Source organism: Nocardia sp. NPDC004340 (assembly GCF_053602575.1).
The window spans coordinates 65,578-78,156 of sequence record NZ_JBSGDW010000017.1; the positions used below are offsets into that span (position 1 = coordinate 65,578).

Below are 12,579 nucleotides of genomic sequence, written 5' to 3' on the forward strand. Positions count from 1 at the left end.
CGATCAGAGCGAGCAGTGCCCGGAACACGACACCGCCCGGGCGTGCTGGACGCTCGGGCGGTGTCGGGTGGCAAGCCGGCGGAGGGCTACTTGGAGACCTTCTCGCCTTCGGGGGCCGGGGCCTCGGCCGGGATCTCGACCGGGAGCCGTTCGGCGGCCTTGTAATCCAGCGCCGCCGAGATGAGCGCCGCGAACAGCGGGTGCGGGCGGGTCGGGCGGGACTTGAGTTCCGGGTGCGCCTGGGTGGCGACCAGGAACGGGTGCTGGTTCTGCGGGTATTCCACGAACTCGACCAGGTGGCCGTTCGGGGAGGTGCCGCTGAACTTCAGGCCGCTCTTGGCGATCTTGTCGCGGTAGGTGTTGTTGACCTCGTAGCGGTGGCGGTGCCGCTCGGAGACCTCGGTCTCGCCGTAGGCCTGCGCGACCAGCGAATCCTTCTGCAGCACAGCCGGATACGCGCCCAGTCGCATGGTGCCGCCCAGGTCGGCCTCACCGGCCACGATCTGCTCCTGATCGGCCATGGTGGAGATGACGGGGAACTTGGTGTCGGGCTCGAACTCCGCCGAGTTGGCGTCCTTCATGCCCACCGAGCGCGCCGCCTCGATGACCACGCACTGCAGGCCCAGGCACAGGCCCAGCAGCGGAATCTTGTGCTCGCGGGCGAAGCGGATGGCGCCCACCTTGCCCTCGATGCCGCGGATGCCGAAGCCGCCGGGGATCAGGATGGCGTCGACATCGGCCAGGTGCGAGCGGGCGCCGGCCTCGGTCTCGCACTCGTCGGACTGCACCCAGCGGATGTTCACCTTGGCCCGCGAGGCGAAACCGCCCGCGCGCAGCGCCTCGGTGACCGACAGGTAGGCGTCCGGCAGGTCCACGTACTTGCCGACCAGCGCGACGGTGACCTCCTCGCGCGGGTTGTGCACGCGGTCCAGCAGATCGCCCCAGACCGCCCAGTCCACGTCGCGGAAGGGCAGCCCGAGCTTGCGGACCACGTACGCGTCCAAGCCCTCCCGGTGCAGCACCTTCGGAATGTCGTAGATCGACGGCGCGTCCGGCGTCGAGATGCAGGCGTCCACATCCACGTCGCACATGAGCGCGATCTTGTTCTTCAGCGGCTGCGGCACATCGCGGTCGCAGCGCAGGATCAGCGCGTCGGGCTGGATACCGATATTGCGCAGCGCCGCCACCGAGTGCTGGGTCGGCTTGGTCTTGAGCTCGCCCGACGGACCCAGGTAGGGCACCAGCGTGACGTGCAGGAAGAAGCAGTTCTCGCGACCCACCTCGTGGCGGATCTGACGCGCCGCCTCGAGGAACGGCTGCGACTCGATATCGCCGACGGTGCCACCGATTTCGGTGATCACCACATCGGGCGCCTGCCCGTGCAGATCGGGACCGGTCATCGCGAGGATGCGGCTCTTGATCTCGTCGGTGATGTGCGGGATCACCTGCACGGTGTCGCCGAGGTACTCGCCGCGACGCTCCTTGGCGATGACCTTCGAGTACACCTGGCCGGTGGTGACATTGGCGTCCCCGGACAGATCGCGGTCCAGGAACCGTTCGTAGTGACCGACGTCGAGGTCCGTCTCCGCGCCGTCCTCGGTCACGAACACCTCACCGTGCTGGAAGGGGTTCATGGTGCCGGGATCGACGTTCAGGTACGGATCCAGCTTCTGCATCGTGACGCGCAGACCGCGCGACGTCAGCAGCTGACCGAGGCTGGAGGCGGTCAAACCCTTACCGAGTGAAGAGGCGACACCGCCGCTGACGAAGATGTGTTTCGTGGCCGCGCGCGCCGGAATCCGTGAATTACCCACGGGTCTTCACGGTAACACGGATTGCGGAGGCTGATCGCATGCCACGCGTGTTCGGCTGCCCGCGATCGACTCGGTTCCGCGTGTCGCGGGCAACCTTTCCGGTGCTCGGCGTTGGCTTTGTGCTCACCGCGGTCAGTGCGGCATGGCGGCGACTGTGAGCGAGGTCGCCTTCGCACCCGTGCCGTAACGACCGGTACCGCCGTTCAGCTGCTCGGTGAGCCCGAGCACGGTGGTGATCCGCCCGATCTCACGATCGGCGTTGTCGACGGTGGTGACGGCCGCCAGCCCGAGCTCGGACCGGGCCACCGCGATCGCGCCCGGTCCCTCGGCGGCTCCGTAGCGACCCGCCAGCACCACACCGGCGCTGTGGGACCGCAGCCCGCCCGAGAATCGGGCGATGATGGTGCCCCGGTTGTTCTCCTCGGCCCGCGCGCCGTCCCCGGTGACCACCACGGCCAGCTGGGCGGGCTGCACGTCCCCGACTGGGGTCAGGAAGCCGCCGCCGCGCAGCGTCTCCAGGACGAGGCCGCGCTCCTGCTGGGTGCCGCGCGGCTGCCCGCTCCCCGGATCGACCAGCAGCACCTGCCCGAGCAGATCGCCCGCGAGGCTGCCCTGATCGACCGCCTCGACCTTGAGCTGCGCGCCCGCGGGCACCATGTTCACCAGCGCGGTGCGCAGCCGATCGCCCTCGGAGGAGTCGGTGAACGCGCTGGAGAGTCCGACCCGCCCGGTGACCGCGGCCCCGGCGGTGGTGAGCGCCGCGCTGACCGCGTCGACGTCGCCGCTGTCGGCGTCGGGCGTGGTGAAGATCAGAACCGACCGATTGGCCAGAGCCCCGGTCAGCAGCTTGCCGGACGCGCCGGACAGGAAGGCGTCGGCCGCCTTCACTTGTTCGGTCAGCCGCCCGTTCTCGGCTCGCAGGTCGCCGACCTGCTGCCGATCGCTGGAGAACAACCCGTTGCCTTGCGCCCGGGTGCCCAGCACCACGCCCACCGCCAGGGCCAGGAATACCGCGGCGATCGAAATCGCGTGGTGGCGAAAAGAAATCATTCCGTCCTCTACCTCTGCCGGTCCGATAGCCGCTCCACCCAGTGCCATCCGCGATCCCAGGTGTCGGACATCCAGGTCACCGCTTCACCGCCCATGTGCGTGGCCAGCACCGCGACCACCAGGGCCACCAGCGCGGCCAGCACCACCAGCGCGATCGCCCAGCCGGATCCCCGGTGCCGGTACAGCGAGGCCACGGCCTTGGCGTCCATGAGCTTGGTGCCCATCTTGAGACGGGTCAGGAAGGTCGCCGGGTTGGAGTCGCGGCGACCGCGGTCGAAGAAGTCGTCCAGCGAGGCCGCCGCGCCGACGGTCACGATCAGCGACGCGCCGTGGTGGTCGGCCAGCAGCAGCGCCAGATCCGAGGGCGCGCCCGAGGACGGGAAGGTGGTCGCGCCGATGCCCAGATCCTGGATGCGCTCGAGCCCCTTGGCGTGGCCGTCGGTGTCGGCGGGCAGGATCACCTCCGCGCCGCACTTGAGCGTGGTGGCGGTGATCTCCTCCGGATCGCCGACGATCAGGTCGGGGCGATACCCGTGGCGGGTCAGGGTGTCCGCGCCGCGGCCCACGCCGATCAGGATCGGGGCGTACTCCTTGATGAACGGCTTGATGCGCTTGAGGTCCTCGATGTGCTCGGGACCGTCGGCCACCACCACGACATGCCGCTTCTTCATCTCCACCTCGACATCGGGCACGCCGATGCCGTCGATGAGCAAGGAGGACTCGGTGCGGATGAACTCTATGGTGTTGCCGGAGAACGCTTCCAGATGGTCGGCGAGCCCGTTGCGGGCCTCGATCATGCGCTCGGCGATGGTCGTCTCGGTGAGTTCGATGCCCTCCACGAGGGCCTCGGGCTCCTTCTTGGCGAGCTTGTCGGCGTAGACCACTGCGCCCTCGACGCGCACCTTGGTGCCGTCCTTGATCTTCTTGAACACGTCCGAGCTGACCGCGTCCAGCAACTGAATGCCGTTGGCCACCAGCACTTCCGGTCCCAGGTTCGGGTATCTCCCGGAGATCGAGGGCGAGGCGTTGACCACCACCGCTACCTGGGCCTCGACCAGGCGGTCGGCGGTGAGCCGGTCGAGGTCGCACTCGTCGAGGACGACCACATCCCCCGGACCCACGCGCTGCAGCAAACGCCTGGTATTGCGGTCCACCCGGGCCATCCCGGTCAGACCCGGCAGCGTTTCGGTATTGCGCGACAGCAGGCCCATCATCTTCATAGCGACCGATGATCACCCCAAACTCTCAACCACTGGTGGAGGCGCGCCGGTCAGCATCGTCATTTGATCGCCGAAATGTTGCTCGAGTCCCGGCGTCCGCAGGTTGTCCGGTTCGCGGCTATCTTCTTACCGGCCGGTAAGGATATGCTCCGAGCACCGGCACGAAAGGAGACAATGCCGTCATGGCCAGCACCACGGTCGACACCGTCATTCCCGCCCCCCGCGACGTCGTGTACAAACTCTTCTCCGAGCGCGACAGCCTCAATCCCTTTCTGCCCATCAAGATCTCGCTGAAGAAGCCGGGCATCGGCAGCCCGTCCGGCGTCGGCGCCCAGTACCAGCTCGGCATCGCCGGCATCGGCCCGACCGAGGAGACCACCGAGCTCGTCCCCGGTGAGCGCATGGTCTACCGCGTCATCGCGGGCGCCCCGGTCAAGCGGCACGTCGGCACCATCGCCTTCTCCGACGCGCCCGGCGGCACCCGGGTCGTCTACACCATGGAATCCGAGCCGAGCCTCCCGCTGCCGGCCCAGATCCTCGAGCCCGGCCTGCGCGCCCTCACCAACGCCCTCATCGGCGGCGTGCGCAAGGCCGTGAAGTAGGACCAGCGCGACGAACGCACGAAAAAACCGGCCGGACCCTTTCTTCGGGTCTCGGCCGGTTTTCTGTTCGGGGGACGCGTTATTCGCCCGAGGCTGCCGCGCCGACCTTCTCGGAGTGCGCGGTGGTGAGCAGCTCCCACGCGTGCGCGCGACCGGTCTCGGTGTCGCCCATGCCCGCCAGCATGCGCGCCAGCTCCACGACGCGTTCGTCCTGGGTCAGCGCCTTCACGCCCGACTTCACGGCCTGACCGTCATCGAGCTTGTCGACCACCAGGTGGGTGTCGGCGAAGGCGGCCACCTGCGGCAGGTGGGTCACCACGATGACCTGATGGGTGCGCGCCAGGCGAGCCAGGCGACGACCGATCTCGACCGCCGCGCGACCACCCACACCGGCGTCGACCTCGTCGAACACCATGGTGGTGCCGTGCTCGGAACTGGCCAGCACCACTTCCAGCGCCAGCATGATCCGCGAGAGCTCACCGCCGGAAGCGCTGCGGCTCAACGGCAGCGGATGCGCGCCCGAGTGCGCGGCCAGCCGGAACTCCACCTCGTCGACACCGGTCGATCCGGCGTGCAGTTCCTGACCGTCGATGACCAGCGGCGCCGAATCCTGCACGCCCGCCAGGATCGGACCGACGCCGACCTCTAGGCGTGCGCGGCCCATAGCGAGGCCGCCCAGTTCGGTGCTCACCGCACTGGCCAGTTTGCCGGCGGCCTTGCCGCGCGCGGCGGTCAGCTTGCGGGCGGTCTCGCGCACCTTCTCGGCGGCGGTCTCGACATCGGCGGCCAGGCCGGCCAGGGCTTCCTCGGACACGTCCAGCGAGGACAGCCGGGTGCGCGCCTCGTCGGCCCACTTGATGACGCCGTCGATATCGGGCGCGTACTTGCGGGTCAGCGTCTTGAGCTCGGCCTGCCGGGTCAGCATGGACTCCAGCGCGCCCGGATCCGATGGCAGATCCGACAGATAGGAGCTGAGCTCGGTGGTCAGGTCCACCACCACCGAGATCGCCTCGCCCAGACGGGGAGCCAGCGCCGTCAGCTTCGGGTCGTCGGAGGATTCGATGCGCGCGCGGGCGGTGCCGAGCAGATCCAGCGCGCCCGCCGCCTCGCCCGGCGAATCGGCCGGACCGGCCAGCGCGTCGTGGGCGATGGAACCGGCCTCGCGCAGCGAGTCCAGGTCCGAGAGTCGCCGCACCTCGCCGACGAGATGCTCGTCCTCACCGGGTTCGGGCGCGATGGCGTCGATCTCGGCCAGCGACTGGGTCAGATGATCGGCTTCCAGCGCCAGCTCCCGGCTGCGCGCGGTGCGCTCGAGCAGCTGATTGCGCTTGTCCAGCCAGGCCTTTCGCGCCTTCTGGTACTTGGCCAGCAGCGGGGCCACCGCATCGGAGGCGAACTGGTCCAGCGCATGCAGCTGCTGGTCCGGTCGCTGCAAGCGCAGCTGGTCGTTCTGGCCGTGCACGGTCAGCAGCGGACCGGTGAAATCCGAGAGCACCGAGGCGGGTACGGACCTGCCGCCCAGGTGGGCGCGGGAGCGGCCGTCGCTGCCGACGGTGCGGACGGCGATGATGCTGCCGTCGTCATCGCGTTCGGCCCCGGTGGATTCCAGCACCTCCTCCACCTCGCCGATGGCGCCGTCGTGCACCTCGTCGACGGTGAAACGGCCCTCCACCACGGCTCGCGACGCGCCCAGGCGTACCCGGCCCGCGTCGGCGCGGGCGCCGCTGAGCAAATGCAGGCTCGTCACCACCATCGTCTTGCCCGCACCGGTCTCACCCGTCAAAACGGTCAGACCTTCGTGGAATTGTGCGGTGGCGGTGGAAATTACGCCCAGCCCGTCAATCCTGATCTCTGTCAGCACTCGTGCTCTCCGTCCGCTGTCGGCCTCTCCAGCCTGTCACGGGCAACTGGAATTTGCGCACCATCCGATCGGCGAACGGCGCGGAATCGAGCCGAACCCACCGCACCGGTTCGGTCCCGCGGACCGTCTCGACCCGGCCGCCCCGCGGCAATGCGAGGGTGCGTCGGCCGTCGAGAAAAACAATCGCGTCGTGTCCGGTCGCCACCGTCTCCACCGCGATCAGCGAATCCGGGCTGGTCACCAGGGGTCGCGCGAACAAGGCGTGGGCATTGGACGGAATCACCAGCAGCGCTTCGAGTTCCGGCCACACCACCGGACCGCCGGCCGAGAAGGCGTAGGCGGTGGACCCGGTCGGGGTGGCGATGAGCACACCGTCGCAGCCGAACGCCGACACCGGGCGGCCGTCGACCTCGAGGACCACTTCGAGCACGCCCATGCGGGCCGCGTTCTCGATGCTGGCCTCGTTCAGCGCCCAGCCGCGTTCCACCACCGTGTCGTCGACGCGCACGGAGACGTCGATGGTCATCCGTTCCTCGACGGTGTAGTCGCGCCGCACCACCTGCGAGAGCGCCTCGTCGAGGTGTTCGGCCTCGGCTTCGGTGAGAAAACCGATGCGGCCCAGATTGATTCCGAGCACCGGCACCGACGCGGCGCGGGCGAGTTCGGCCGCGCGCAGGAACGTGCCGTCGCCGCCGAGCGCGAGCACCATCTCGGTGCCGACCGCGGCGACCAGGTCGTGCGTCATCACCCGCATCGGGTAGCCGTTGGAGGTGCCGTCGTCGTCGAGGTCGAAGCGGGTGCTGTAGGCCTCGTCCTCGAGCACCCGCAGCCCGATCCCGGCCCCGCACAGGATCTTCGCGACCCGGTGCGCGGTATCGGTGATCTCCGGGCGTCCCGGATGCGCGACCAGCAGCACTTCTCTGGCCGGGCTCGCCGCGTTCACTGTGGACCCTCCTGCACCGCACGCTCGATCAGCGCCGCCACACGCGCCGCCTCGTCAGCATCGTAGGCGGCCGCACCGACGCCCGCGGCGTCGCCGGTCGCCACCGCTTCGGCCGCGTCCGGCCCGACCGGCGCGGACTCCTTGCGCAGCCACAGGAAATACTCGACGTTCCCGGACGGACCGGGCAGCGGGCTGGCCGTCACGCCGCGCGTGCGCAGCCCGAGGGCCGCTGCCGCGGCGGCGACTTCGCGCACCACCTCGGCGCGCAACACCGGATCCCGCACCACGCCACCGGAACCCACCCGTTCCTTGCCCACCTCGAACTGCGGCTTCACCATCGGCAGCAGATCCGCGCCCGGCGCGCAGCAGGCGGCCAGCGCCGGCAGCACCAGCCCCAGCGAGATGAACGACAGGTCCGCGACCACCAGATCGACAGTGCCGCCGATGAGTTCGGGGGTCAGCGCCCGCACATTGGTGCGATCGTGCACCCGGACGCGGTCGTCGTTCTGCAGCCGCCAGATCAGCTGGCCGTAGCCGACATCGGCGGCCACCACCTCTTTCGCGCCCTTCGACAGCAGCACGTCGGTGAAACCACCCGTGGACGCGCCCGCGTCCAGACAGCGCTTGCCGTCCACCGACACGCCCTGCGGCTCGAACGCCTCGAGCGCGCCCAGCAACTTGTGCGCACCCCGCGAGGCCCACTGCACCTCGTCGGGCTGCTCCCGCACCAGCAGCGGGGTGCTCGTTTCGACTCCGGTCGCCGGTTTGGTGGCGACCGACCCATTGATCAGGACGCGGCCCGCGTTGATCAGCTCGACCGCGTGTTCCCGCGACCGCGCCAATCCGCGGCGAACCAGTTCCGCGTCCACCCGCGCGCGCCTGGCCACCTCAGATCTTGTCCACCGTGGCCAGCGCCTGCACCAGCACCTCGTGCGCCTGTTCCAGAATCTTGGCCCGTCGCACGATGTCGGTGCCCTCCGAGTGCACGCTCGGCGCACCCGGAAAGCCCGGATTCGGCGCGCCCGCCGACAATTCGGCCAGCAGCGCGTCCACCTCGGTCCGGACCCGATCCGGGTCGGCGAACTCCTGATTCGCGCCCGCCAGATGCTGTCCCGGCAGCGGCGCGCCCGGGCGGGGACCCGGCATACCGGGGTGCGCTCCGGGCGTGCCGGGGTGTTGTCCCGGCGCGGGAATCGGCGGTCGAGGCGTGGGCATAGTCATCGTGGCGATAACGCTACCCGAACCCGCATTCGAACACACGTACCCCGCCGCATCCCGATCCGCCCGCCGACCGGGGCGGCCACGACGACCACCGTCGGGGGTGGCTGACAGGACGAGGCAAATGGACAGCGACTTCGAGGAATGATCGCCGAGGCCGCCGTGTTCCCGCCGACCATGGTCGCCACCGAATCGTGGCCGCCGAATCCGGCCGAGGCGACCCAGCTGCTGCATCCGCGTGGCGCGGTCGTGGTCGCCGACCCGGACGAATCGCCGCTGCCGTTCGCGGACGCGGCCTTCGATCTGGTGACGAGCACGCATCCCGCCACCGTCCGGTGGAGCGAGATCGCGCGGGTGCCGAGTATCGGGACCGTCTGCACGACCCGCATCGGCGGATCGTGCAGGACGGCCCCTTCGTCGCGCATTCGGCACGCACCTTGTTCGAGGCGCGAAAACCGTTGTGAGGCTTGATACCTCGCGGCGTGTCAGACGGATCGGATGGTGATCGCGCGGCCGGGCGCCTTGGCCAGGCAGTCGGCGATCGCCTCGGCGATATCGCCCTCCCCCGGCACCACCGGGTCGAGGTCGGCCACCGGATGGTTGAGGGCGTCCAGGGATTCGGCGATATAGGTCGGCATGCGATCGGCGGGCTGGGCGCGCAGATCCTCGAGCGTGCTCACGCCCGTGAGGACCATGAACGACTCCAGTCCGGTGGTGTGCGCGCCGTCGATGTCGGTGTCGAGGCGGTCGCCGACCACGAGCGCGTCACGGGTGCCCGCGCGTTCCAGCGCATCCTCCATCAACGGCGCGTACGGCTTGCCCGCCACGATCGGCTCCAGCCCCGACGCGTGCCGCAATGCCGCGACCATGGACCCGTTGCCCGGCGCCAGACCGCGTTCGGTGGGCAGCGTGGCATCGGTATTCGCGGCCACCCACAGCGCGCCCTGCCGCAGCGCGTAGGCGGCCTCGGCCAGATCCGGCCAGCCGGTCTGCGGCGAATGGCCCTGCACCACCGCGCTGGGCAGTGCGCCGTCGAAGCGACGGATCGCCTGCAGGCCCACGTTCTCCACCTCCGACATGAGGTCGTCGGTGCCGACCACGAGCACGGTGGACCCCGGCGGGATCCGCTGCGCCAGCAGCCGCGCGGCCGCCTGCGCGCTGGTCACCACCTCGTCCTCGTGGGCGTCGAAACCCAGTTCGCGCAGATGCAGCGCCACCGCGTCCGCCGAGCGGCTCGCATTGTTGGTGACGTACATCAGCCGCTGTTCGGGCGCGCCCGCCGACAGCGCTTCCGGCGCACCGGGAATCAGCTCGTGGCCGCGGAACAGCGTCCCGTCCAGATCCAGTAGCAAGGCCTCGAACCGATCCCGCAATCGCATTACGCCGTCCCTCTCGCTGTACACAGAAACAGAAACGACCGTGCGGCTGCGCTGTGGCGCTGCCGCACGGTCGAGTTCATTGCCGGTCCTAGTTCTCGGAGCCCTCGGCGGGCTTCGCCGACTTCTCCGGTCCATCGTCTTCGGAATCCCGCTCCGCCGCAGCCGAATCCGATTCGCCCTCGGCGTCCTCGTCCTCGTCTTCGGCGTCTTCGGCATCTTCGTCGAAGGCCGCGGTCCAGTCCGCGCCGTCGGCGTCACCGTCGCCGGAGAGTTCGGCGGCGCGTTCCTCGGCGTCGGTCTCGCCGTCGTGGTCCGCGGAGGCCGCGTTCATGAACCAGGTCAGCGCCTCGTCCTCGCGACCGGCGGCCAGCAGAGCCTCGGCGTAGGCGTAGAACAGCCGCGCCGCGGCCGAACCCGAGCGCGCGGGATCCAGCTCCGCGGTCTGCAGCGTCACCACGGCCTGGTCGAACTGACCCAGGTCCATGCGCGCGCCGGCCACCACGATGCGCAGCTCGGTCGCCTCGTCGCCCTGCAGGGCGCGGGCCTCGTCGCTGCGGCCCAGCTCGATGGCGCGCTCCGGACGGCCCAGGCCGCGTTCGCAATCCGCCATGACGGCCAGCAGGCCCGAACCACCGGACATGCGCCGCGCGGTCCGCAGCTCCGAGAGCGCCTCGGCCCACTCACCCGCGTGATAGGCCGCGACACCGGCGGTCTCGCGCACCACGGCGATCCGGCCGGCTCGCTGCCGCGCCGCCCGCGCGTGCTCGAGCGCCAGCTCCGGATCCTCGTCCAGCAGCTGCGCCACCATCACCAGGTGCCGGGCCACCGTCTCGGCATTGCTCTTGTCCAGGCTCAGCAGATCGCGTCGCACCGCGGGCTCGAGATCGGAGGGCTGCACGTCGTCCGGCAGACCCGGCTCGTCGGGACGACCCGACCGCCGCTCGCCCGGCCGGCCGCCACCGGCCCTCGCGCCTTCGCCGCCCCGGCGACGGTCCTCACCGCGATCGAACGACCGCTCGCCCGAACCGTTCCCGGCCCGCTCGAAATCCTTGTCCTCGCGGGCGGTCTCACCGCCGGTCGCGTCGACGTCGTCGCGCGCGAAGCTCTTCTTCTCCTCGCGCGGACCACGATCGCGATCGAATCCCCGTCCGCCACCACGGTTCTCGCCGCCGCGGTTGAACCCGCCCTCTCGACGATCCCCGCGGTCACCACGGTCGAATCCGCCTTCACGACGCTCGCCGCGGTTGAAGCCGCCTTCTCGACGGTCACCGCCACCACGGCTGAAACCGCCCTCACGACGGTCACCGCCACCGCGATTGAAGCCACCCTCGCGACGATCGCCGCCACCGCGATTGAAGCCACCCTCACGACGATCGCCACCGCGATCGAAACCGCCCTCGCGACGATCGCTGCTGCCGCCACGGCTGAACCCACCCTCGCGGCGCTCCCCGCCGCGGTTGAACCCACCTTCGCGACGATCGCTGCTGCCGCCGCGGCTGAATCCTCCTTCGCGACGCTCCCCACCACGGTTGAAACCGCTCTCACGACGGTCACCACCGCGATCGAAACCGCCCTCGCGACGATCGCTGCCGCCGCCGCGGCTGAACCCGCCCTCGCGACGTTCGCCGCCACGGTCGTAACCGCCTTCGCGACGATCGCCACCGCCGCGGTTGAAGCCACCCTCGCGGCGCTCCCCACCACGACTGAAGCCACCTTCGCGACGGTCACCACCGCCACGGTTGTAACCGCCTTCGCGGCGCTCGCCGCCACGATCGAAGCCACCTTCGCGACGGTCACCACCGCCACGGCTGAATCCGCCTTCGCGGCGCTCGCCGCTACGGTTGAAACCGCCCTCGCGGCGGTCACCGCGGTCCCGGTTGAAACCACCGTCGCGGTCGCCGCGGGTGTAACCGCCCCGGCTTCCGCCGTCACGATCGGAACCGGTCCGGCTCTCGCCCCGATAGCCGCCGCGATCGCGGTCGCCCTCGGAGCGGTTGAAGCCGCCGCGTTCATTGTCCTTGCCGCGGTTGAAGCCGCCGCCGCCACCGCGGTTGAAGCCGCCCTCGCGGCTGCCGCCGCCTTCGCGACGCGGACCACCGCCGTACGACGGCCGGCCCTGGTCGCGGCGTCCGCCGTCCTCGCGTCGACCGTAGCCGCCCTGTCCGGATCCACCGTCATTGCGGCGGAAAGGTTTGCGGCCGTCGTTCTGCTCCGCCACGGTGATCCCTCTCTGTACTTTGTAGCCTGCGGTACCCGGCCACGGCGCTGGAGGGCGCGTGAGGAGGGCGGGTGGGCGATCCACCTACCCCAAATTCAATCACGTGCCCTCGAGCTGCTGCGCAGCACAGGGTGGTAAACGCCGAAAGGGGACCCAAGATTGGGTCCCCTTTCGCGAAGGATGTTCCGGCGGTGTCCTACTCTCCCACACCCTGTCGAGTGCAGTACCATCGGCGCAGGTGGCCTTAGCTTCCGGGTTCGGAATGGGACCGGGC

At 70.0% G+C, this 12,579-nt stretch carries 9 protein-coding genes, 1 rRNA gene and 2 pseudogenes; 2 read left to right on the top strand and 10 right to left on the bottom strand.

The genetic code is table 11. From position 1 onward, the window contains the following. Positions 1–86 precede the first annotated feature (86 nt). From ACWEOI_RS34330 to steA, 3 genes are all read right to left on the bottom strand, one after another. Entirely contained in the window at positions 87–1,814 is a 1,728-nt protein-coding gene (locus ACWEOI_RS34330; RefSeq protein ID WP_452362270.1) for a CTP synthase, read from the bottom strand. A 132-nt stretch (positions 1,815–1,946) separates the two neighbouring features. Then, positions 1,947–2,864, bottom strand: a complete 918-nt coding sequence (locus ACWEOI_RS34335; RefSeq protein WP_452362271.1) for a copper transporter — start codon at positions 2,862–2,864, stop codon at positions 1,947–1,949. Between the two features lie 8 nt (positions 2,865–2,872). Beyond that, positions 2,873–4,084, bottom strand: a complete 1,212-nt coding sequence (gene steA, locus ACWEOI_RS34340; protein WP_452362272.1) for a putative cytokinetic ring protein SteA — start codon at positions 4,082–4,084, stop codon at positions 2,873–2,875. A gap of 182 nt (positions 4,085–4,266) precedes the next feature. On the opposite strand from steA, the gene ACWEOI_RS34345 reads away from it, so the two are divergent. Further along, a complete protein-coding gene (locus ACWEOI_RS34345) occupies positions 4,267–4,686 on the top strand; it encodes an SRPBCC family protein (RefSeq protein WP_357287026.1) in 420 nt (139 codons plus the stop codon). Between the two features lie 79 nt (positions 4,687–4,765). Here ACWEOI_RS34345 and recN read toward each other — a convergent pair whose 3' ends face one another. The 4 genes from recN to ACWEOI_RS34365 are packed head-to-tail and all read right to left on the bottom strand — an operon-like array spanning position 4,766 to position 8,636. After that, on the bottom strand, positions 4,766–6,547 hold the full coding sequence (gene recN, locus ACWEOI_RS34350; protein ID WP_452362273.1) for a DNA repair protein RecN: 1,782 nt from the start codon (positions 6,545–6,547) through the stop codon (positions 4,766–4,768). Continuing rightward, positions 6,525–7,490 carry an NAD kinase gene (locus tag ACWEOI_RS34355; protein WP_379271696.1) on the bottom strand — a complete coding sequence of 322 codons (966 nt, stop codon included), beginning with the start codon at positions 7,488–7,490 and terminating at the stop codon, positions 6,525–6,527. The genes recN and ACWEOI_RS34355 overlap by 23 nt, the downstream gene beginning before the upstream one ends. Continuing rightward, complete coding sequence (locus ACWEOI_RS34360; RefSeq protein ID WP_452362274.1) at positions 7,487–8,377, bottom strand: TlyA family RNA methyltransferase; 891 nt, start codon at positions 8,375–8,377, stop codon at positions 7,487–7,489. Before ACWEOI_RS34360 ends, ACWEOI_RS34355 begins: the two co-directional genes overlap by 4 nt. 1 nt (position 8,378) lies before the next feature. After that, positions 8,379–8,636 carry a hypothetical protein gene (locus ACWEOI_RS34365; RefSeq protein WP_357095750.1) on the bottom strand — a complete coding sequence of 86 codons (258 nt, stop codon included), beginning with the start codon at positions 8,634–8,636 and terminating at the stop codon, positions 8,379–8,381. 216 nt (positions 8,637–8,852) lie between these two features. Between ACWEOI_RS34365 and ACWEOI_RS34370 the strand changes: the two are divergent. Further along, positions 8,853–9,065, top strand: a pseudogene (locus ACWEOI_RS34370) (SAM-dependent methyltransferase); the annotation flags it as partial. Positions 9,066–9,193: 128 nt separating this feature from the next. Here ACWEOI_RS34370 and ACWEOI_RS34375 read toward each other — a convergent pair. The 3 genes and pseudogenes from ACWEOI_RS34375 to rrf all read right to left on the bottom strand — a co-directional run. Beyond that, the gene (locus ACWEOI_RS34375) at positions 9,194–10,087 is read right to left on the bottom strand and encodes an HAD-IIA family hydrolase (protein WP_452362275.1); all 894 of its coding nucleotides are present in this window, start codon (positions 10,085–10,087) and stop codon (positions 9,194–9,196) included. 259 nt (positions 10,088–10,346) lie between these two features. Continuing rightward, positions 10,347–11,366, bottom strand: a pseudogene (locus ACWEOI_RS34380) (hypothetical protein); the annotation flags it as partial. 1,122 nt (positions 11,367–12,488) lie between these two features. Then, positions 12,489–12,579, bottom strand: a 5S ribosomal RNA gene (gene rrf, locus ACWEOI_RS34385); the annotation flags it as partial.

Bases quoted from the DNA above. Each gene is read 5' to 3' on its own strand.
- ACWEOI_RS34335 (WP_452362271.1), bottom strand. From the start codon at position 2,864: ATGATTTCTTTTCGCCACCACGCGATTTCGATCGCCGCGGTATTCCTG.
- steA (WP_452362272.1), bottom strand. From the start codon at position 4,084: ATGAAGATGATGGGCCTGCTGTCGCGCAATACCGAAACGCTGCCGGGT.
- ACWEOI_RS34375 (WP_452362275.1), bottom strand. From the start codon at position 10,087: ATGCGATTGCGGGATCGGTTCGAGGCCTTGCTACTGGATCTGGACGGG.
- ACWEOI_RS34345 (WP_357287026.1), top strand. From the start codon at position 4,267: ATGGCCAGCACCACGGTCGACACCGTCATTCCCGCCCCCCGCGACGTC.
- ACWEOI_RS34365 (WP_357095750.1), bottom strand. From the start codon at position 8,636: ATGCCGGGTCCCCGCCCGGGCGCGCCGCTGCCGGGACAGCATCTGGCG.